Source organism: Agrobacterium bohemicum, assembly GCF_002896715.1.
Taxonomy (GTDB): Bacteria; Pseudomonadota; Alphaproteobacteria; order Rhizobiales; family Rhizobiaceae; genus Agrobacterium; species Agrobacterium bohemicum.
Genome location: NZ_PGEL01000027.1, coordinates 189992 through 210495, shown reverse-complemented (window position 1 = coordinate 210495; position 20504 = coordinate 189992). Strand labels below are relative to the sequence as shown.

Below are 20504 nucleotides of genomic sequence, written 5' to 3'. Positions count from 1 at the left end.
CTTAACTTAATTCACATTTCGCCTATCTGGTATATGCCCTGTGCAACCAATAGCCTGAATTTCGTGAGGCTTTAGTAATCAGCTCTGTGTGATATTGTCGCTCAATTCATATGAGCTTGCCATAATGTTTCAACCTTTAGATCTTCCCACTGTTCTGTTGCTTCACAAGCTATCATTTTNCGTAGCAGCTCTGTGTTTCCTGTATGTCCGGTCTCAGTCGCGTGAAAGTGTTGGGCTCGGCTTTCTGGCGATTGGTTTCTTCCTCGTCGCGATGGCGTCTACGCTTGTGGCAGTCGGTAAGATTTTTACGGATTTCGAACATTGTTTGGCGTTGGCGGGTAACTTCGCTGGCCTTGTGGGATATTCGATTTTCTGGATCGGGATGTGTCGGATAAGCACACAGCAGCGTAGACGCAGAGAATGGCTCATTCTGTGCCTTCCGGTGATTGTTTGTGTCGGCCTGCTGGTGACTGGCTATTACCAGTCCACGGGCGCGCGAACCACCGCATCGCAATCCACGACTGTTCTCTTGCTTTTNGCCGCGGCAGTCACCGTTTTTTCAGACCGAGTTATCGAACCGCTTCCGGTTAGAAAAGCTCTCGCGGCCACAATGGCGTTTGCTGCTTTGCTGAGTGCACTTGTCGTCATCGGCATTCTATTTCCAGATGTTGCACTCGTTTCATCGAGAAATGCGTTTTTCGTATCAATCGTCTGTCACTTCGCAATTGCCGTCTTCGTTCTCGCATTGGTGAAGGAGCGCGCGGAAGAGGGGTTGAAACGGCTCGCGGATCTCGATGTTCTGACCGGAGTTCTCAACCGGCGCTCGTTTTCGACGCGGCTGCCCGAACACATGCGCCAGGGCGATGCGATCGTCATGATCGATATCGACCACTTCAAACGTATAAATGACGGTTTTGGTCACTTTGCTGGTGATGAAGTGCTCGCGCGCGTAGCGCGAGAGCTATCCGTGCGCGTTCGACCCAATGATAGTTTTGCGCGCTTTGGCGGTGAAGAGTTCATCCTCTTCATGCCGGCGGCAGGTGAGGGGGAAGCTGCAGCTCTGGCCGAAAGCATTCGCCAAGTCGTCAGCTCGATAAANCATTCGATCGACGATCAGAACGTCGTTGCTACACTGAGTATGGGGCTTGCGATTTGCGCAGATAAAACCTGCACGCCGCATGCTCTCATGAAAATGGCCGATACGGCGCTCTACGCCTCGAAGGCTGCGGGTCGTGATCGACTGACAGTTTACAATGCCGAAGATTTCGAAAAAANTCCGGCATTGTCAGATACCGTACGACACGCTGGTTGATTGGCCAGTCAACCGGTTATTCTGCGATCTGGCGTTCGATGGCCTTGGCCGATTGCCAAAGCTGCTCCATCCGGTCCAACGTCGCAGACTCCAAAGTCTCACCATTTTCCGCCAGTGATGTCTCGATATGTTGGAAACGGCGGCGAAACTTCGTGTTGGTCCCTCTTAGTGCATTTTCCGGGTCGGCTTTCACATGTCGACCTATGTTGACGAGCGCGAAGATAAGGTCTCCCAATTCGTCTGACACTTTCTCAGCTTTCCCCTCGGCCAGAGCTTCGCGTAGCTCGGCTATTTCTTCTTCGATCTTGTCGAGAATGGGTTCTGGCGCTGACCAGTCGAAACCAACGCGCGCGGCCTGTTCCTGAAGTTTCAATGCTTCTGTCAGCGCGGGTTGAGCGCGCTGGATAGCGCCTAGAAAACCGGCTTTCGAATCCCCGCCTGTTCCTCTTAGAGCGCGGCGCTCTGCCCGCTCACGTTTTTCCTGGGTTTTTATCGCGTCCCACTGCAGCTTTACCGATGCGGGCGTATCGGCTTCCGACTTGGCAAAAACATGCGGGTGGCGGCGGATCATCTTGGTCGTTACGGCATTGACGACGTCGCCAAATGAAAACTCGCCCATTTCCTCTGCGATGCGGGAATGGAACACCACCTGCAATAACAGATCACCAAGCTCGTCGCAGAGATCGTCCATGTCGTTACGCTCGATGGCATCCGCAACCTCATAGGCTTCCTCAATCGTATAAGGCTTGATCGTCTCAAACGTCTGGACGATGTCCCACGGGCAGCCTGTCTCCGGTTGGCGGAGCGCTTCCATGATCTCTATGAGGCGAGAAATATCTTTCGAGGCTTCCATGTCATCTTGCTTTCTGACGTGTTTCAGTTCAGCGGAATGTTGTTTTCGCTCTTGGACGACTGATAATTGGTCGACAGATCATCATAGGCTGCTTTGATGCGCGCCGTCTGGTCTTTAAGCTGTGCTTTAAGGGGCTGATCCTCGTTTTCCACCAGATCGGAAATAAAATAGGAGTTCCAGAACGCGTTACTACGCCTGTAACCACCCGGCTCTAACCCGAATACCTCTTTCAGAATTTTCAGATCATGCGGAATGGCGAAGGCATCACGCGAATCTTCGTGGCTGAAAAAGGAATAGAAATTGTCAAAACCCGCCCATGTTATTGCCGACATACACATGGTGCAGGGCTCATGCGTCGATAGAAAGATCAGCTCTTTCGTGTCGGGTTTCTCGCCCAGTTCATGGAACCGCTTCAATGTGTGAATCTCACCATGCCATAGCGGGTTCTCAAGCTCGTTGTTGGTTTCAGCAATAACAAGCGATAGGTCGGATTTGCGTAAAATAGCTGCGCCAAATACCTTATTGCCGAGTGAAACTCCGCGCACGGTCAGAGGAAGAATATCGTTCTCGATGACGTCCAGCAGTCGAGATGCTATTGTCTGTTCAGTCAAGGTAATTTCCTGTCGTAGAGGGGCCAGCGGTCAAGTCGTGAATACGGCGGGAATCGCCATAAAAGTATAGCAAATTTGTAGAATATCGTTGGGATTACAACAGTGTGGCGATTTCGCCCTGTCGGGTGCTTTTCCTCCAAATCTACCCTTGTCGGGAAATAAAAATCTACTGCAATATAGCAACTGAATTTCTGTACCTTCAATACGGGCACCGGATCGGACATATTATGACCATGCTTAAAGACCCCACAGAAAAAGCCGATCATCGGCTGACGACATTTCCTGCCTTTTNCAGGGTTGAGGGACGTTCTGTGGCGGTGTTTGGAAATGGTGACGAAGCGTTTGCCAAGGTGCGGCTTCTTCTTAATACGAGTGCCGAGATTTGCGCATTCGCTGATGCTCCCCAGGATGACTATGCGGCCTTGCTTCAGCAGGGAAACGTCGTCCACCGTCCGCTTGCGTTTGCACCGGAGCTGATCGACGGAATGGTTCTGGTTTTCGCAGCCACCGGCGAAGAGGCATTGGACCGGGACATCGTGGACGCAGCACGCGCCAAATCTATTCCTGCCAACGCGGTGGATCAGCCCGGTTACTGCGATTTCTACACGCCTGGTCTGGTCGCGCGCGCACCGCTCGCTGTTGCCATCTGCACGGAAGGTGCGGGACCGGTTTTAGGGCAGATGATACGCGCACGCATCGATCAAATGCTGGCGCCGTCGCTCGGCCGTCTGGCTAGGCTTGCGGTCGAATATCGCGACGCGGCTGAAAACTCCATTCCCAAGGGCGCGCTTCGCCGTAATTTCTGGCGTCGGTTTTTCACGGGCAGCGTGGCGGACTCAGTCGCGCTTAATGATATCGATGCTGCTCATGCAGCCGCATCGAAACTTCTTCAGTCACCTGAAAGCCGCGAAGGCTACGTCTGGCTGGTTGGCGCAGGTCCCGGTGCTGAGGACTTGCTGACTTTGCGTGCGCAGCGCGTGTTGATGCAGGCTGACGTCATCGTTTACGATGCGCTGGTGCCGCAGGAAATCGTTGATATGGGCCGCCGGGATGCCGAACGTCTGTCTGTCGGCAAGCGTAAAGGCTGTCATTCCAAGTCTCAGGGAGACATCAACAAGCTGCTGGTGCAACTGGGGGAAGAGGGCAAAAGGGTCGTTCGCCTCAAGTCTGGGGATCCGCTTGTTTATGGACGTGCCGCAGAAGAAATGGCGGCTTTGCGCGAGGCTGGCATCGGCTACGAAATCGTGCCGGGTATTACATCTGCCTTCGCAGCGGCAGCGGATTTCGAACTACCCCTGACTTTGCGCGGGGTCGCATCTTCGCTCATCTTTACCACCGGCCATGATCTAGCCGGTGACATTTTGCCTGACTGGGCTCGGCTCGCAGTGTCGGGAGCAACCATCGCAGTTTACATGGGCCGGTCTGTTGCCGCTTCGGTTGCTACACGCCTCATGAATGCTGGCCTCAATGCGGACACGACAGTCGCCGTTATCGAAAATGCCAGCCGGTCCTATCGCCGCCTCATGCATGGCACATTGAAAGATTTACCGGATCTGGAACATCGCGACGAACTGACCGGCCCTGTCATGGTCATCATCGGTGACGCGGTTGCCGGTGCGAATTTCGAGAGATCCGAAGCTCTATCCCTTGCTGGCGAACATTCGGATTTAAAGCAGGAGTATGCAAATGGTTGACAAGGTTCTGACAGCCAACCGTCTGGGTGATGGCATCGCCGTGTGGCTTGATGCGAATGGTGAGTGGTCCGAAGACCTCCAGTCGGCACTCGTGGCGCGTCATGCTGAGGCGGAAGCCTCGCTGGAAGAAATCGGCAAGCGGGATTTCTCCGCCAACAAGGTCGTTGATGTGAACATTGTTGATGTCGCGGAGACGGACGGTCGTTTATGGCCCACGCGCCTTCGCGAACGCATTCGTGCCGCAGGGCCAACCATTCAGTATGCCGCCGGCTTCAAGCCTGCCGATCCCGACTTTATTGCAGTCTGAGGAATATCATGTACCGCTATGATGAGTTCGACCATGCTTTCGTTCAAGGCCGCGTGGATCAGTTCCGCGATCAGGTGGAACGACGCCTTTCCGGTGAGTTGGCCGAAGATGCTTTCAAGCCATTGCGTTTGATGAATGGGGTTTATCTGCAACTGCACGCTTATATGCTGCGCGTTGCCATTCCCTATGGCACCTTGAATGCCAGGCAGATGCGGATGCTGGCGCATATTGCGCGCAAATACGACCGCGGTTATGGTCACTTCACCACGCGCCAGAATATTCAATACAACTGGCCACGCCTCGCCGATACGCCAGACATTCTGGCGGAATTGGCCAGCGTTGAAATGCATGCCTTGCAGACTTCGGGCAACTGTATTCGCAACGTCACCGCAGATCACTTTGCTGGTGCTGCCGAAGATGAAGTCGCCGATCCGCGCCCTTACGCGGAAATCCTGCGTCAATGGTCTTCCGTTCACCCGGAATTCTCGTTCCTGCCGAGAAAGTTCAAGATCGCCGTCACGGGTGCTGCCAAAGATCGAGCCGCCATTCAGGTCCACGACATCGGTCTGCATCTGAAAAAGAACGAAAAAGGCGAGATTGGCTTTGCAGTGTACGTTGGCGGCGGGCAGGGCAGAACACCGATGATCGCCAAGAAGATCAATGATTTCCTGTCCGAAGAAGATTTGCTGTCCTACACGACCGCGATCATGCGCGTTTATAATTTGCATGGCCGTCGCGACAACAAGTACAAGGCGCGTATCAAAATCCTCGTCCACGAGACTGGTGCCGAAGAGTTGGCGCGTCAGGTGGAAGCGGAATTCGCGCAGCTGAAAAACGGCGAGCTGAAATTGCCGGATGCCGACATCGAAGCGATTACCTCATACTTCGCTTTGCCCGATTTGAAGGCGCGTCCCGAAGGTTGGGAAAGTCTGGCACGCTGGAAGAAGGCCGACCCGGATTTCGCGCGCTGGGTGGACCAGAACGTGCAGCCACATCAGAATCCGGACTACGGCATGGTGACGGTGTCGCTGAAGCCTATTGGCGGCATTCCGGGTGACGCCTCCGATGAGCAGATGGATATCGTCGCAGATATTGCCGAAGAGTATGCGCTGGACGAAATCCGCATCAGCCACGAGCAAAATATCATTCTTCCGCACGTGGCACTGGCCGATCTGGAACCGGTCTATCGTGCATTGCTGGGCGCTGGTCTTGCCACGGCCAATGCTGGTCTGATTACGGATATTATTGCCTGTCCCGGGCTGGATTACTGCGCGCTTGCCAATGCGCGTTCTATTCCGCTGTCTCAGGAAATCTCCAGCCGCTTTGGCTCGCCGGAGCGTCAGGCGGAAATCGGTGAGCTGAAGATCAAGATTTCCGGCTGCATCAATGCCTGCGGCCACCACCATGTCGGCCATATCGGCCTTCTGGGTGTAGAAAAGAAGGGCGCGGAACTCTACCAGATCACACTTGGCGGATCGGGTGATGAAANCTCATCAATCGGTGAAATCATCGGCCGCGGCTTTGAGCCGGATAAGGTGACAGACGCGGTGGAAACCATCGTCAATACCTACCTTGGTTTGCGGCTGTCAAAGGAGGAGACTTTCCTCGAAGCATATCGTCGTGTCGGACCGCAGCCGTTCAAGGATACGCTCTACCCCGCCGCTGCTGCCGCTGCATAAGGAACCGTGTGATGACAAAAATCTGGAACGAGCGCGGTTTCGTTGAAAACGACCCTTGGGTCATAGAGACGGAAGAGCTTAAGGCGCAGGATGGCCAGCAGGCCGTTCTAACCCTTGATGCTTTTATCGCGCGCGCCGAGGAAAGCAATGATGTCGGCCTCGGGGTCCTCATTACTCCCGCAGATAATGTCGAAAAGCTTCGGCCTTTCATCGATCGCATCGAACTTGTCGCCGTCAGCTTTCCGGCGTTCAGCGATGGTCGTGGTTTCAGCCATGCATCGCTTTTGCGCTCTCGCCTGAATTATGAAGGCGAGGTCAGGGCGGTTGGTGATGTGCTGATCGACCAGGTGCCGTTGATGCTGCGTACCGGTTTTAACAGCTTTGCAGTGAGCAACGAAACGGCGATCCGGCGGCTGTCTGAAGGGCGTCTGCCGGGCATCGATCACTATTATCAGCCAACGGCAAAGGCGGCGGACAATGGACCGGCTTATAGCTGGCGTCGTCGCGCCTCGAATTGAGGTGTTATGTAGAAATATGAGTTTTTAATACATATTTCTACACGCATAGCTACAATGACATTCCTGTGCCTTCAAAAGGCGGGTCAGATGGTATATTGCCCATCTGGAATGTTGCACACCCCTATGAAGATGGACGGATAGAGAGAATGAACGCTCCAGCCAAGACGGAAGAATTTGCGGTGAAANTCCCTGATGGTGTCTACGCCGAAACGGTGCTGTCCGTCGAACATTACACCGACCATCTTTNCCGCTTTCGGATGACGCGCCCTGCGGGCTTCCGCTTCCGTTCAGGCGAGTTCGCAATGATCGGCCTGATGGTCGGTGAAANGCCGATCTATCGCGCCTATTCCATTGCCAGCCCTGCCTGGGATGAAGAACTTGAGTTTTTCTCGATCAAGGTACCTGATGGTCCTCTGACATCGCATCTCCAGCAGATCAAGCCTGGTGACACGGTCCTGATGCGCAAGAAGCCGACAGGCACGCTAGTTCTGGATGCACTGACCCCTGGGAAGCGTCTCTACATGTTCTCCACCGGAACCGGTATTGCGCCTTTTGCGAGCCTCATCCGTGATCCTGAAACCTACGAGAAGTTCGAGGAAGTCATCCTCACGCATACCTGCCGCGACGTTGCAGAGCTGAAATACGGCTTTGATCTGGTCGAGGAAATCAAGAACAACGAGTTCCTGAGCGAAATAGTCGGTGACAAGCTCAAGCATTATGCCACTGTCACCCGTGAAGATTACGCCTTCACGGGTCGCATCACCGATCTGATCGAGAATAGCAAGATGTTTGCAGACCTCGGCGTCCCAGCCCTAGACCCGGCAGTGGATCGCGGCATGATCTGCGGCTCTACCGCGATGCTGAAGGACACCAAACTTCTGCTGGAAAACGCTGGATTGACGGAAGGTGCAAACAACAAGCCCGCTGAGTTTGTTATCGAGCGCGCCTTCGTCGGTTAAGCGCCGCGCGCACCAAACGAATGAAAAAANGGAGGCCTACGGCCTCCTTTTTNATATCACGTCCCATCGGTATCCTGCCTCGGCGCAATATCGTGTCTGTAAACGATGAAGGTAATGATGGCGATAGCCGCAATGCCGCCGCCGACAAGGTGAGAGAGGGCATAGCCGCCCTGCGTGGTCAGCCATCCCGCCACGCCATTGCTGAGCGAAGCACCGATGCCCTGCACCGTCATGACGCTGGCGAGACCCACGTTGAAACGACCCGTGCCTTTCAAAATTCGCTCGACCGCAACCGGTGTTGCAATGCCGAGCAATCCTGCACCAATGCCGTCCAGTAGCTGGACCGGATAGATAACCCAGAAACAATCAAACGAAGCGGCTAGGACGCCACGAATAGGCAGAGCAATCAGTGCAATTATAAACACAGCTGACAACCCGAACCGCCGGATGAGCCAAGGCGCGGCGGCGGCCACGAAAATCATCGCAAATTGCGCAACGCCGGTAATGATCGCGGTGGTTCGGAACGGTGTATTCAACTCGATTGCAAAATTCTGTGCGATCAAGCGGCCCATGGGGGCGTTTCCAAAATGGAAAATCAAANGGATAATCGACAGAAAGATCAGTCCGCGTTCCTTAAACAGAACCCTGACCCCGGATGGTCCTGGCTCGCCTTCATCGTGGCCCAGCCCGCGCGCCACCTTGTGATCGATCCTTTTGGGATCAATCGCCACCACCGCCGCAAGCGCTCCAATCGCTGTCGCCACCATCAGGCCGATAACGCCTGATATGCCGAAGGCAGTTACCGCGAAATAGGTGGCGAACAGTGAGACGAAATTGCCACCGTGATTCCAGAACTCGTTGCGGGAAATCTGTTGTGAGAACAGTTTTTCACCAACGAGACCCAGTGTGAGACCGGCGAGGGCAGGGCCGACGACCGCACCGACAACAGCCGTCATAATCTGGCCCGTCCAGACGACAGCCTCATTGGTGAAGAGCAGCGTAATCAACGCACCGATCGTGACGAGGACGACTGGAACGGCAATGAGTGTCCGCTTCCATGTGGTGCCATCAACCAAAGCACCGCAGAGCGGCGTTGCGGCAAGTCCGACCAAGCCGCCAACCGTCGCTATGACGCCAAGCTGCATGGCCGACCAGCCGTTGGTGGCCAGAAAGGCATCCAGAAACGGTCCAAGCCCGTCGCGTGCATCTGCGAGAAAGAAATTGAGCACGGCAAGAGCAAAAATCGAACGATCGGATAGGCCGGTCCCAGGGGATTTCCCGAGCGAGCGAGCGCTGGCATCGATAGGCGGTGTTAGCGTTGTCATTTAAGGCTCTCCGGGACGGGCGAGATGAAGCTGGCGAGAAACGCACTTGATAGGTTTAGGTTGCTTTGTCGCAATAGAATCTGTGCGAAGGAACTATCGTTAGAGCGGAGCGTTCGGTTTCCACACACAAGGAAAACGCGAATGACAGGCAAATTCATTTCCATATTAACGCTCGCGACCGCCCTGATGGCGCCGCCAGCAATGGCCGACGAAAGCCAGTTTCTTTCCTCGCTGAAAGGAAGCTGGAAAGGCTCCGGCACAGTCACCATGAAGATTGGCTCAAANCCCATCAACGTCAATTGCACCTTTAACTCGACCTCTTCAGGTCCTTCATTGCGTATGAATGGAACCTGCCGCGGTCTATTGGTCATCCGCCGTGCTATCTCCGCCGATTTGAGCGCGTCGGNCACGCGCTACCGCGGAAACTACGTCGGCCCGTCCGGCATCCCCTCGGCACTCTCGGGCAGCCGTAGAAACAATTCTATCAATCTTTCGATCACCTGGAAGCGCGTCATCAATGGTGACCGGGTCGCTGGCATGACGATTACAAAGGTTGGCAACAATGGATTGCGTCTGCGCACGACCGACAAGGATGGTGCAGGCGGACCGACGGTGGTGACAGCCGATATTCAACTGACGCGTTAGACACAAGCGCTCGTAGTTCGGTGAAAAGGCCCGGTTCTCTCCGGGCCTTTTTGTGTGTGAATGTTACTCTGCCGCTTCGGCATATTCGCTCATCGGCGGGCAGGTGCAGATGAGGTTGCGGTCGCCGTAGACGTTATCGACGCGGTTGACCGGGGACCAGTATTTGTCCACGCGGAACGCGCCGGGTGGATAGCAGGCCTGTTCGCGGGAGTACGGACGATCCCAGTTGCCGACAAGGTCTTCCACCGTGTGAGGCGCGTTCTTCAGCGGGTTGTTGGTCTTGTCCGATCGACCTTCCTCGATATCGCGGGCTTCCTGACGGATGGCCAGCATCGCGTCGCAGAAGCGATCAAGTTCGGCCTTTGGCTCGGATTCGGTAGGCTCGATCATCAGCGTGCCAGCAACCGGCCAGCTCATGGTCGGGGCGTGGAAGCCGCAGTCGATCAGACGCTTGGCTACATCGTCCACCGTGACGCCGCAGCTGTCGTTGAGCGGGCGTGTGTCGATGATGCACTCATGTGCCACGCGTCCGGCTTCAGACTTGTAAAGCACGTCATAAGCGCCCTTTAGCCGTGCCGCGATGTAGTTGGCGTTGAGGATTGCCACCTTTGTTGCCTGCGTCAGCCCTTCGCCTCCCATCATCAGGCAGTAACTCCAGGAAATCGGCAGGATCGATGGCGAGCCAAAGGGGGCCGCCGAAACCGCACCCGTGCGTCCGTCGCTTGCCGGATGCCNGGGCAGGTAAGGTGCCAGATGCGCCTTGACGCCAATCGGACCCATGCCGGGACCGCCGCCGCCATGCGGAATGCAGAAGGTCTTGTGCAAGTTGAGATGCGAGACGTCGGAGCCGATATCGCCGGGGCGGGATAGACCGACCATGGCATTCATGTTGGCACCGTCGAGATAGACTTGGCCGCCATGTTCGTGTGTGATGTCGCAAATCTCGCGGACGGTCTCCTCAAACACGCCGTGGGTCGACGGATACGTGATCATGCAGCACGAGAGGTTTTCTGCGTATTTCTTTGCTTTTAAACGGAAATCATCAATATCGATGTCGCCGTTTTCTCTCACCTTCACCGGCACCACGCGCATACCGACCATCTGCGCTGAGGCAGGGTTTGTGCCATGTGCGGAGGTAGGGATGAGGCAGACATCCCGGTGGGCATCGCCGCGTGCGAGGTGATAATTGCGGATGGTCAACAGGCCCGCATATTCGCCCTGCGCACCGGAATTCGGCTGCATGGAAANGGCGTCATAGCCGGTGACCTGGCATAGCTTGTTGGAAAGATCGTCGATCATTTCCTTGTAACCCAGCGCCTGATCGGCTGGCACGAAGGGGTGGATGTCGGAAAATTCCGGCCATGTGATCGGCAGCATTTCGGCTGTCGCGTTCAGCTTCATGGTGCAGGAACCGAGCGGGATCATGGAGCGGTCAAGCGCCAGATCGCGGTCCGAAAGGCGGCGGATGTAACGGGTCATCTCGCTTTCGGCACGGTTCATGTGGAAGATCGGATGCGTCATGTACTGGCTGGTGCGCAGCAAATCCTTCGGAAGGCGATATTCCGGCTCGAAATCCGAGATGGAGAAACTGCCGCCAAAAGCACGCCAGACGGCTTCGAGTGTCGCGGGGCGTGTGCGCTCGTCAAGGCTCATGCCGATCTTGGTCGCGCCTATTTTGCGCAGGTTCACGCCACCTGCAACGGCCGAGCGCATGATGACGCCCTGCATATGGCCAACATCGACGGTAATCGTATCGAAGAATGTTTCAAGCTCGATGACATAGCCCAGCTTTTCCAGCCCNTTGGCCATCAATACGGCCTTCTGATGGGTCTGCTGAGCAATGGCCTTGATGCCCTGCGGGCCATGAAACACCCCGTACATGGAAGCCATGACGGCTAGAAGCACCTGCGCGGTGCAAATGTTGGACGTCGCCTTTTCACGGCGGATATGCTGCTCACGGGTCTGGAGCGACAAGCGATAGGCGCGGTTGCCGCGCGCATCGACCGATACGCCGACGAGACGACCAGGCATGGACCGCTTGATCGCGTCCTTGACGGACATGAAGGCCGCATGCGGGCCACCATAACCAACGGGAACACCGAAACGTTGCGACGAGCCAATGGCAATGTCGGCATTCATTTCGCCGGGGGATTTCAAANGCGTCAGCGCCAACAGGTCTGTTGCAACAGCGGCAATGGCGCCGGTCTGGTGCAGACGGGAAATCAGGCCGGTGAAGTCATTCACATGGCCGTGCGTGCCGGGATATTGGAACAGCGCACCGAAGACGTCGACAGGATCGAGATCGGTGAAGGGATTGCCGACAATGACGTTCCAGCCAAGCGGTGCGGCGCGTGTTTCGATGAGTGCAATCGTCTGCGGATGGCAGTTGGCATCCACGAAGAAGGCGGTCGCCTTGGACTTCGCTACGCGCTGGCACATGGCCATGGCTTCGGCAGCAGCGGTTGCTTCATCCAGAAGCGAGGCGTTGGCGACATCCAGACCCGTCAGGTCGCAAATCATTGTCTGGAAGTTCAACAGCGCCTCCAGACGGCCCTGCGATATTTCTGGCTGGTAGGGCGTATAGGCTGTGTACCAGGCCGGGTTTTCCAGAATGTTGCGCTGGATGACCGGTGGCGTAATGGTGCCGTAATAGCCCTGACCGATGAGAGATGTCAGAACCTTGTTTTTGTTGGCGGTTTCGCGGAGACGGTCCAGCGCCTCGCGCTCCGTCAATGCTGCGCCCCAGGTGAGAGGCGCTTTCTGGCGAATGGAGGATGGCACGGTCGCGTCGATGAGGGCGTCGAGATTATTGTAACCGATCACCTTCAGCATATCCGTCATTTCCGACGGCGACGGCCCGATATGACGCCGGTTAGCAAAGTCATAGGGCTGATAATCGGTGAAATGGAACTCAGTGGGAGTCGTCATTACGCGATAAGCTCCTTATAGGCCGCTTCATCCAAGAGGGCATCGACGTCGGAGACGTTGGAAAGCTTGAGCTTGAAAAACCAGCCAGCGCCCTGCGGATCAGAGTTCACCAGTGATGGATCATCCACGATGGCTTGGTTGACTTCCACAACTTCGCCATCCAGCGGACAATAGACGTCGGAGGCAGCCTTTACGCTTTCGACGGTTGCTGCATCGCCATCCTTTGAGAAGGTCGCGCCCACATCCGGTAGCTCGACAAAGACCAGATCGCCCAGCTGTTCTGCAGCGTGGCTGGTGATGCCAACAGTGGCGACATCGCCTTCAATCTTCAGCCACTCGTGTTCTTGAGTAAATTTCAGCATCGGTCTCTCCGGAAATTAGCGTTTGTAAGTGGGAGTTATAAAGGGCAGGGCAGCAACGGCGATTGGCAGGTATTTTCCACGGACTTCCGCGAAAATTGTCGTGCCGGGCGTTGCGAATTCTTTCGGTACGTAACCCATGGCGACGGGGCCCTCGACAGTTGGACCAAAACCGCCTGACGTGACTTCGCCAATCTCGGTCTTGCCTTCGGCATCTGCAAACAGCTTGGCGTGGCCGCGAACCGGGGCTTTGCCTTCCGGCTTCAGGCCAACGCGGCGACGCGTGGCTCCGTTGGCAAGCTCACCCAGAATGCGCTCGGCACCCGGAAAACCGCCTTCACGATCACCGCCGGTGCGGCGTGCTTTCTGGATTGCCCATTCAAGCGATGCCTCGATTGGGGAGGTCGTTGTGTCGATGTCATTGCCATAGAGGCACAATCCCGCCTCGAGACGCAGGCTGTCACGTGCGCCAAGACCGATAGCTTCGCAGTCTGGGTGCTCCAGCAACGCCTTGGCAACCTCTTGTGCCTTAGCGGCCGGGACGGAAATCTCAAAGCCGTCTTCGCCGGAATAGCCGGAACGGGAGACAATGCAGGGAACGTCGTGCAACGGCACGTCTCGGACATCCATGAACTTCATGGCCGAAACACCAGCCCAGAGTTCCGCCAGAACGGCCTCGGCGCGGGGACCCTGAAGGGCGATCAAAGCGCGATCTTCAAGCAGCGTGACATAGCAGCTATCGGATAGATGCGCCTTCATATGCGCCAGATCTGCATCCTTGCAGGCGGCGTTGACGACCACGAAGAGGTGATCTCCGCGATTGGTGATCATCAGATCATCCAGAATGCAGCCATTCTGATCCGTGAAGAAGCCGTAACGCTGACGACCTTCCTTAAGGCCGAGAATATCCACAGGAACAAGTGTTTCTAGCGCAATTGCTGCGTCTTCGATCTTACCGGACTTCGCCTTCACAAGGACTTGGCCCATGTGGGAAACGTCGAACAGGCCAGCGGATATGCGCGTCTGCACATGCTCTTTCATCACGCCTGCAGGGTACTGCACCGGCATGTCGTAGCCTGCGAATGGAACCATGCGGGCACCAAGGGACACGTGCAGAGAATGAAGTGGGGTGACTTGTAACTCGGCTGTATCGGCCAAGGACGCCTCCAGGTTTGCGCGATGTCGCGCGGGCTCATGTCATGACACTGTCTAAAGCGCCGGGTTCAAGAGCCCCCTCTGTCCTTGTCGCCTGAGATTGTTATCCCTTCGGCGAGCCNTCCTTACGCAGGTGGCTTCTCTCCAGAGTTCCGTCCTCGTCCGCTGGTCCTTTTGCCTGAGAGTTTCCGGGGCGGTTGCTCCTTCGGCCCCGCCGTGAGGCGGTGTCTCCCAGCGGGATGAAAGTTTAATATCTGCTAAGCCAGTTTCTTGGCAAGGACCAAATGACGCATCTAAACAGTTTTTTGTTCAGCTTGCGTCATCGCGCTTGTCGAGTGCAGTTTNGATGCTCAGGTGACGATGCGCTTAAACTCATCCACTTTTCTTATCCAGCAGATTATCGCGTTTCGTAGAAGCAAACTCTTCAAGTTCTTTTTCTGTCATGGACTTAGCCATGCTTTTTGAAGCGCCTTGTAAACGTTTTGTAGGCATGTCGCCACGTTTAGCGGCCAGTGCTGCACCAGCAGCTTTCTGTTGGGCCTTGGATTTCGCGGGCATTGGGAGAATCTCCTCGAAATTTAGTTATATCGACAAGAATGATTTTTGGATGCGCAGGTTCCTCGCGGCTGAAAATCCACTTTGATTTACCTTCCAATCCAAGATATCGCTTCGTTGCATGAGGGCTTCCATCAACAGTCGATCAGCAGATTTGGCATATTTCACACGCATCTTTNGCGCTGTGCTGATGCTGTCTCTCGGTTTTGCACACAAGCCCGTCGCAGCAATGGCTGCGCCCGTATCTCTACTTGATGAAGCGTATCGCCTTCCTGATGGCAGTTTCGCCGAAATTTGCGAAGGTCATGCGGGCGTGCAGATTATCCACGAGAACGGCAAGACGACGGATCATTCCGGCAAAACATCGCTGTTTTGCGAAGCCTGTCTTTTGGCAGCGTCAATTCTTCTGCCTACGCCGGATACGACTTCCTGGGCGAGGGCGCATTTCGCCTGGCTCGTCAACCGCCCGCCGCTCTATCTGGCTTCTGCGCTGGATTTCGATCATCAACGACCGAAGGCACGCGCGCCACCCATTTTCAATTGATCAGGACGAGCCCGCGTTAAGTTAGCCGCCTTTAGCGGCACAGACGACTGATGATGCCGATGCGCCGCAGTCGAGAGGATTTCAAAATGAATATTCGCAAANTCACCCTTTGCGCCACTTTGCTGGCGTCTGTCTCCAGCATTCCGGCGTTTGCCCATACCAGTTTCGTCAACCCAACGGCTGAACAGGAAAGCACCATTGTCGCAGCGCTTCAGGTGCCACATGGCTGCGAAGGTGGGCTTGCCACTACCGAGGTGCGGATGGTGCTGCCTGAAGGGTTTATCTCAGCGAAGCCACAGCCAAAGGCAGGATGGGACCTCGAAATCATCCAGGGCGATTATCAGAAAGCCTATAAGAACCACGGCGCGGACGTAAAAAGCGGACCAGTGGAAATTCGTTGGAAGGGTGGTGACCTGCCGGATGCTTTTTACGACACCTTCAACGTGCAGGGCAAAATCTCAGGCATCGCGGCAAACACAAATCTGTCGTTCAAAGTGACGCAATTGTGCGGAGACAAGGCGACAGCTATCTGGGATCAAATTGCAGAAAATGGTCAGGACCCGCATTCTCTCGATAATCCTGCGCCCACGATCAAGGTCCTTGCAAANCAGAACAATGGCGGCGAGCACGATCATGATCACGGCGCTGCCAACCACATGGCAGATACGGTGAAGGCGGGAGATCTGGAGCTTTCGGGTGCAGCCGCGAAAGCCATGCTGCCTGGACAGCCGGTGGGTGGCGGCTTCGTTACGATCAAAAACAACGGTTCATCGGACGACCGCCTTGTTTCGGTAGAANCGCCCGCCGCCGGTCGAGCCGAAATCCATGAGATGGCCGTGGTCAAGGACGTGATGAAGATGAGAAAGCTGGATGACGGTATCGTCATTCCCGCTGGCAAGACCATCGAACTGACGCCGGGCGGTTTGCACTTCATGTTCTTCAATGTGAAGAAGCCATTTGCTGAGGGTGACAAGGTGCCTGTGACGCTGACCTTCGAAAAGGCTGGCAAGGTCGATGTTGTCATCGAGGTCGGATCTGCAAAGGGCGCGGATCAGATGCATAACCATAACTAAAAAATCCGGCCGCCTGATCGTTTGTGATCAGGCGGTTTTGTTTTCCTCATAGGCTTCTATGACCTCTTCCAGAGTAGCCTGCGGATTCTGATGTTTNCCAGCTGTCAGGAAATGAAGCGATATTGCGGGCTGTCTAACGACGGTCGAGGCAGCATCCACTTGCGTTTCTTCACTCCGACTTGTTTNACGAGCAAGCTCACGCGCGGCTTGCTCGACCTCGTTTTTTCTGGAGGGGCGCTGCACGGACTTGATGCTGTCAGAAACATAGCCAGCGGTGGTCGCTGAAACTGACAAAATTTGCACCATACGATCACCCTCCTAATCCTGAATTGAATTACGTTATCATTGGTGAATTTATTCTCAATTAAATCCAAGGGTTGCAATTGAGCTGAATTTTAATGAATAAAAAAATGGATTTTTTACCGAAGCCTGTATAGGCGGGAATTTCTCTTTCCTCCGCTTTATCGTAGAGAAAAGCATAACAACGGGAGTAGCCTCATGCTGAATATCGCACTTGTCGCCCTGGGTGGTGCAATCGGTTCGGTTGCTCGGTATCTTGTTGGGGTTTGGAGTATGCGTCTTGCCGGACCCGGCTTTCCATGGGGTACATTGACGGTGAACGTCATCGGTGCCTTTCTGATCGGGCTGACTGTAGAAGTCATTGCGCGCCGGTTTGAAGCCTCCATAGAAATGCGGGTCTTTCTGGTCACTGGCATCCTCGGCGGTTTCACAACATGGTCGTCCTTCACGCTGGACGCGGTGGTGCTGTTCGAACGGGGAGATTTGGGACTTTCGGCGCTTTATCTCGCCGGCAGTCTGGTCGTTTCTTTCGCTGCGGTCTTCGCCGGGCTGGCCTTGGGCCGCGCTTTGTTCTAAAGGCAACGGAAAATACCGCACACTGACGATGCGGAGTTGAGAAAAGAAAGACTGGAATTGCCATGGCTGGTATCGAGCACATCAAGGTAGAGGCCGAAGAAGGCGGGATGCGTCTCGATCGCTGGTTCAAGATTCACTATCCGGGTCTCGGCTTCGGACCGCTGCAAAAGCTGATGCGTTCCGGGCAGGTTCGGGTCGATGGCGGCCGGGTGAAAACGGATGCGCGCGTTGAAGCCGGACAGATGGTTCGGGTGCCGCCGCTGGATGTCGACAGCAAGGTCAAGGGTGGACCGATCAGCTCGACAGACCTCAAGAATTCCGACGATGTCGATCTTTTGAAGCGTATGCTTTNACATGAAGACGAAAAGGTCTTCGTTTNCAATAAACCGGCTGGCATTGCAGTGCAGGGCGGCTCCGGCATCAATCGTCATATCGATGGCCTTCTGGAAGCATGGACGAGTTCGAAGGGCGAAAAGCCGCGCCTCGTTCACCGTATCGACCGCGATACGTCGGGCGTTCTCGTCGTTGCCCGCACCAGGGGTGCAGCACAAAAGCTGACGGCTGCGTTTCGTGAACGCGACACCAAGAAGACCTATTGGTCTCTGGTGAAAGGCGTGCCGCGTAAGCATCAGGACAAGCTGTCGTCATGGCTCGTCAAGGAACAGACACCGGATGGCGACCGCATGCGCATTGCCAAGCACGGTGAAGAGGGCGCCGACCACGCCATATCCTATTACCGCGTTATCGATACCGCTGCGCAAAACCTGGCATGGCTGGAAATGGAGCCTTACACCGGCCGCACGCACCAGCTCCGCGTTCATGCTCTGCATATGGGCCATCCGATTATCGGCGATCCGAAATATTACGTCGAGGACAGCAACTGGGATTTCCCTGGCGGCGTCCAGAAACGCCTGCATCTGCATGCACGTCGCATCGACATTCCGCACCCATCCGGCGGGCGCCTGCGTGTTACAGCGCCGCTGCCACCGCATATGGTGCAGACCTGGAATCTGCTCGGCCTTGATGTTGCAGATGGTGACAGGGACGACGAATGAAGCTTGTCCTGTTCGATTGCGATGGCACGCTGGTGGACAGCGTCGGCCTCATTCATGAGGTCATGGCGCGTACCTTCGTTCATTTCGGTTATGATCGACCGGACGTGTCGCTGACCAAATCGATCATCGGCCTGACGCTCGATATCGCCATTGCCCGCATGCAGGGCAAACCGCATGTGGACGATGAAGCTGTGGCGATGACGGGGCACTACAAGTCCATATATGCGCAAACCCGCGCAGAGGCCGGTTTNCAGGAACCCGTTTTCGATGGTATTCGGGCTATGATCGAGACGTTGGCAAAGCGCGAAGAACTGTTGATGGGTGCCGTGACAGGAAANTCCCGTCGCGGGCTTGATCTCATCATGGATACACACGGGTTCCGCCAACATTTCATCGTATCGCGCACGGCCGACGACTGCCCTTCCAAGCCGCATCCAGCCATGGTGACGGAATGTTGCAGCCAGACCGGCATCGTTCCGGCCGATACCATTGTGATCGGCGATGCTACTTACGATATGCAGATGGCGAAGGCGGCTGGTGCCAAGGCTATCGGCGTGGCGTGGGGCTATGCTTCCGTGGATGACCTGTGGAAAGCGGGCGCCGATGCCATCGTGAACCATCCAAGTGAAATTCCCGGTCACATTCCGGGCTGATAAGGACGTATCATGCGTGACCTGTTGAATGATCTGACCGAAGGTCTCAGCCACCCCGATCCCATCCGTCGTTCGCAAATCCAGATGCAGAAACCTTTGCCGAAGCGATTCTATAAGGACGTGGCAGTGGGTGAGACGGAAGAGGGCGCATTCAACGTTCTGCTCGACGGTAAGACTTTGCGCACGCCTGCGAAGAGCCCGTTGACGGTGCCCACGCGAGCACTTGCGCAATTGCTGCGCGACGAGTGGGACGCACAGGCGGATGTCATAGATCCGACGATCATGCCCGTCTCCCGCCACATCAACACGGCAATCGATGGCATAGCCGTTGATACTCAGGCCGTGTTTGAAGACATCCTGCGTTTTTCTTCCAGCGATCTTTTGTGTTATCGGGCGGCGGACCCGGAGGCGCTCGTGGCGCGTCAGTCGGAGCATTGGGACCCTGTCATCGACTGGGCCGCGTACTCACTTGGCGCTCGCTTCATTCTGGTCGAAGGCGTCATGCACCAGGAGCAGCCGCGCGAAGCGATTGCCGCCTTTGCCGTAACACTGCAAAANTATGATACGGCGATTGAGCTTGCCGCCCTTCACACCATGACGTCGCTGACCGGATCGGCTATCCTGGCGGTCGCCTTGGCGGAAGGCGAACGCTCGCTGGAGGAAGTCTGGGCCTTGGCGCATATCGACGAAGACTGGACTGCGGAGCAGTGGGGCGAAGACGAGGATGCGCAGATCAGACGCGCCAAACGGCTGGTGGAAATGCGGGCTGCTGTTGATGTTTTACGCGCAGCCAGAGTTGATAAAGCGTGACGCTTTAACGCTTTTCTAACCGTAAATGAGGAGTATGGACGCATATCCTGACGTAAGGGGAGGCGTCTATCATGCACCTGTCGCTGAAGCGCCTTGGCATCGTTTTGCTGGCATCTTTGTCGCTCATGTCTTTCAGGCTGGAGCCTGAGACGAGCGAAGGCGAAAGGTTGCTGTATGACGTGCGTGGCGCATTCGTCGCAGCAAGGCCGGATATTTCCGCCGAACTGATGCAGTCCGTTCAATATCAAATGTCGAATGCCATCAAATCGACCACCCGCGACAGAACACGTCCAAGGGTGGTTCTGACGATTCGTCTTTTATCTGTCACCAAGGGCTCGTTCATTTTTGGCGGTAGGGCGTCGGCCCGCGTGGTAGTACGAGCCGCGGCGGTCCAGACGGGCGAGGTGGTTGCGGAGGCAAAATTCAGGGCTACCATTCTCGGCATGGATAAAGCCTCCATAGAACAGGAGTTAGCTTACGGTATTGCTGAGCGCGTGATCGCAGAATTTAGGCTCAACCGTCCTGCCACTTTGGCGACAGCCTTGTTTCCCGGCAGGTTTNAATTCACCGTCACCTTTTTTGGTTAGAACGTG

General features: G+C 55.6%; 20 protein-coding genes and 1 riboswitch. Of the genes, 13 read left to right on the top strand and 7 right to left on the bottom strand.

The genetic code is table 11. From position 1 onward, the window contains the following. The first annotated feature begins 124 nt into the window (after positions 1 to 124). The gene (locus CUC55_RS16460) at positions 125 to 1312 is read left to right on the top strand and encodes a GGDEF domain-containing protein (RefSeq protein WP_103088544.1); all 1188 of its coding nucleotides are present in this window, start codon (positions 125 to 127) and stop codon (positions 1310 to 1312) included. A gap of 16 nt (positions 1313 to 1328) precedes the next feature. Here the strand turns inward: CUC55_RS16460 and mazG are convergent, their stop codons facing one another. Beyond that, complete coding sequence (mazG, locus tag CUC55_RS16455; protein ID WP_067643057.1) at positions 1329 to 2165, bottom strand: nucleoside triphosphate pyrophosphohydrolase; 837 nt, start codon at positions 2163 to 2165, stop codon at positions 1329 to 1331. Between the two features lie 23 nt (positions 2166 to 2188). After that, complete coding sequence (locus tag CUC55_RS16450) at positions 2189 to 2776, bottom strand: tRNA-specific adenosine deaminase (RefSeq protein WP_067643054.1); 588 nt, start codon at positions 2774 to 2776, stop codon at positions 2189 to 2191. Between the two features lie 233 nt (positions 2777 to 3009). Here CUC55_RS16450 and cysG point away from each other — a divergent pair, with 233 nt between their 5' ends. The 5 genes from cysG to CUC55_RS16425 all read left to right on the top strand — a co-directional run bounded on the left by cysG (position 3010) and on the right by CUC55_RS16425 (position 7933). Then, entirely contained in the window at positions 3010 to 4470 is a 1461-nt protein-coding gene (gene cysG / locus CUC55_RS16445; RefSeq protein WP_103088768.1) for a siroheme synthase CysG, read from the top strand. Beyond that, positions 4463 to 4777, top strand: coding sequence for a DUF2849 domain-containing protein (locus CUC55_RS16440; protein ID WP_067643048.1), 315 nt, complete (start codon positions 4463 to 4465; stop codon positions 4775 to 4777). The genes cysG and CUC55_RS16440 overlap by 8 nt, the downstream gene beginning before the upstream one ends. Before the next feature lie 8 nt (positions 4778 to 4785). Further along, a complete protein-coding gene (locus CUC55_RS16435; RefSeq protein ID WP_103088543.1) occupies positions 4786 to 6456 on the top strand; it encodes a nitrite/sulfite reductase in 1671 nt (556 codons plus the stop codon). 11 nt (positions 6457 to 6467) lie between these two features. Beyond that, the gene (locus tag CUC55_RS16430; RefSeq protein ID WP_067643041.1) at positions 6468 to 6974 is read left to right on the top strand and encodes a DUF934 domain-containing protein; all 507 of its coding nucleotides are present in this window, start codon (positions 6468 to 6470) and stop codon (positions 6972 to 6974) included. Between the two features lie 146 nt (positions 6975 to 7120). Next, positions 7121 to 7933, top strand: a complete 813-nt coding sequence (locus CUC55_RS16425) for a ferredoxin--NADP reductase (RefSeq protein WP_103088542.1) — start codon at positions 7121 to 7123, stop codon at positions 7931 to 7933. A 56-nt stretch (positions 7934 to 7989) separates the two neighbouring features. Here CUC55_RS16425 and CUC55_RS16420 read toward each other — a convergent pair whose 3' ends face one another. Next, complete coding sequence (locus tag CUC55_RS16420; protein WP_103088541.1) at positions 7990 to 9258, bottom strand: MFS transporter; 1269 nt, start codon at positions 9256 to 9258, stop codon at positions 7990 to 7992. A 141-nt stretch (positions 9259 to 9399) separates the two neighbouring features. Here CUC55_RS16420 and CUC55_RS16415 point away from each other — a divergent pair, with 141 nt between their 5' ends. Further along, entirely contained in the window at positions 9400 to 9903 is a 504-nt protein-coding gene (locus tag CUC55_RS16415; protein WP_103088540.1) for a hypothetical protein, read from the top strand. Between the two features lie 63 nt (positions 9904 to 9966). Here CUC55_RS16415 and gcvP read toward each other — a convergent pair whose 3' ends face one another. From gcvP to CUC55_RS16395, 4 genes are all read right to left on the bottom strand, one after another. Next, a complete protein-coding gene (gcvP, locus tag CUC55_RS16410) occupies positions 9967 to 12831 on the bottom strand; it encodes an aminomethyl-transferring glycine dehydrogenase (protein WP_103088539.1) in 2865 nt (954 codons plus the stop codon). Beyond that, a complete protein-coding gene (gene gcvH, locus CUC55_RS16405; protein ID WP_067643024.1) occupies positions 12831 to 13193 on the bottom strand; it encodes a glycine cleavage system protein GcvH in 363 nt (120 codons plus the stop codon). The genes gcvP and gcvH overlap by 1 nt, the downstream gene beginning before the upstream one ends. A gap of 15 nt (positions 13194 to 13208) precedes the next feature. Next, positions 13209 to 14348, bottom strand: coding sequence for a glycine cleavage system aminomethyltransferase GcvT (gene gcvT / locus CUC55_RS16400; protein ID WP_067643021.1), 1140 nt, complete (start codon positions 14346 to 14348; stop codon positions 13209 to 13211). A 153-nt stretch (positions 14349 to 14501) separates the two neighbouring features. Further along, positions 14502 to 14589, bottom strand: a riboswitch (glycine riboswitch). Positions 14590 to 14717: 128 nt separating this feature from the next. Then, positions 14718 to 14903: a DUF3008 family protein gene (locus CUC55_RS16395; RefSeq protein ID WP_067643018.1), complete on the bottom strand. Its 186-nt coding sequence runs from the start codon at positions 14901 to 14903 to the stop codon at positions 14718 to 14720. A gap of 627 nt (positions 14904 to 15530) precedes the next feature. Between CUC55_RS16395 and CUC55_RS16385 the strand changes: the two genes are divergently transcribed. The 6 genes from CUC55_RS16385 to CUC55_RS16355 all read left to right on the top strand — a co-directional run bounded on the left by CUC55_RS16385 (position 15531) and on the right by CUC55_RS16355 (position 20498). Then, positions 15531 to 16517 carry a copper chaperone PCu(A)C domain-containing protein gene (locus CUC55_RS16385; protein WP_103088767.1) on the top strand — a complete coding sequence of 329 codons (987 nt, stop codon included), beginning with the start codon at positions 15531 to 15533 and terminating at the stop codon, positions 16515 to 16517. Between the two features lie 498 nt (positions 16518 to 17015). Beyond that, complete coding sequence (gene crcB, locus CUC55_RS16375; protein WP_067643009.1) at positions 17016 to 17393, top strand: fluoride efflux transporter CrcB; 378 nt, start codon at positions 17016 to 17018, stop codon at positions 17391 to 17393. Positions 17394 to 17455: 62 nt separating this feature from the next. Continuing rightward, positions 17456 to 18448, top strand: a complete 993-nt coding sequence (locus CUC55_RS16370) for an RluA family pseudouridine synthase (protein WP_103088536.1) — start codon at positions 17456 to 17458, stop codon at positions 18446 to 18448. After that, positions 18445 to 19101: an HAD-IA family hydrolase gene (locus tag CUC55_RS16365; RefSeq protein WP_103088535.1), complete on the top strand. Its 657-nt coding sequence runs from the start codon at positions 18445 to 18447 to the stop codon at positions 19099 to 19101. The genes CUC55_RS16370 and CUC55_RS16365 overlap by 4 nt, the downstream gene beginning before the upstream one ends. Positions 19102 to 19113: 12 nt before the next feature. Beyond that, positions 19114 to 19911 (top strand): ATP12 family chaperone protein, encoded by a 798-nt coding sequence (locus CUC55_RS16360; protein WP_103088534.1) that lies wholly within the window; start codon positions 19114 to 19116, stop codon positions 19909 to 19911. Between the two features lie 71 nt (positions 19912 to 19982). Further along, positions 19983 to 20498, top strand: coding sequence for a hypothetical protein (locus CUC55_RS16355; protein WP_103088533.1), 516 nt, complete (start codon positions 19983 to 19985; stop codon positions 20496 to 20498). Positions 20499 to 20504 lie beyond the last annotated feature (6 nt).

What these genes read in the sequence shown, in the direction of transcription:
- CUC55_RS16395 (WP_067643018.1), bottom strand. Translation starts at nt 14,903, where the DNA reads ATGCCCGCGAAATCCAAGGCCCAACAGAAAGCTGCTGGTGCAGCACTG.
- mazG (WP_067643057.1), bottom strand. Translation starts at nt 2,165, where the DNA reads ATGGAAGCCTCGAAAGATATTTCTCGCCTCATAGAGATCATGGAAGCG.
- gcvH (WP_067643024.1), bottom strand. Translation starts at nt 13,193, where the DNA reads ATGCTGAAATTTACTCAAGAACACGAGTGGCTGAAGATTGAAGGCGAT.
- CUC55_RS16440 (WP_067643048.1), top strand. Translation starts at nt 4,463, where the DNA reads ATGGTTGACAAGGTTCTGACAGCCAACCGTCTGGGTGATGGCATCGCC.
- CUC55_RS16430 (WP_067643041.1), top strand. Translation starts at nt 6,468, where the DNA reads ATGACAAAAATCTGGAACGAGCGCGGTTTCGTTGAAAACGACCCTTGG.
- crcB (WP_067643009.1), top strand. Translation starts at nt 17,016, where the DNA reads ATGCTGAATATCGCACTTGTCGCCCTGGGTGGTGCAATCGGTTCGGTT.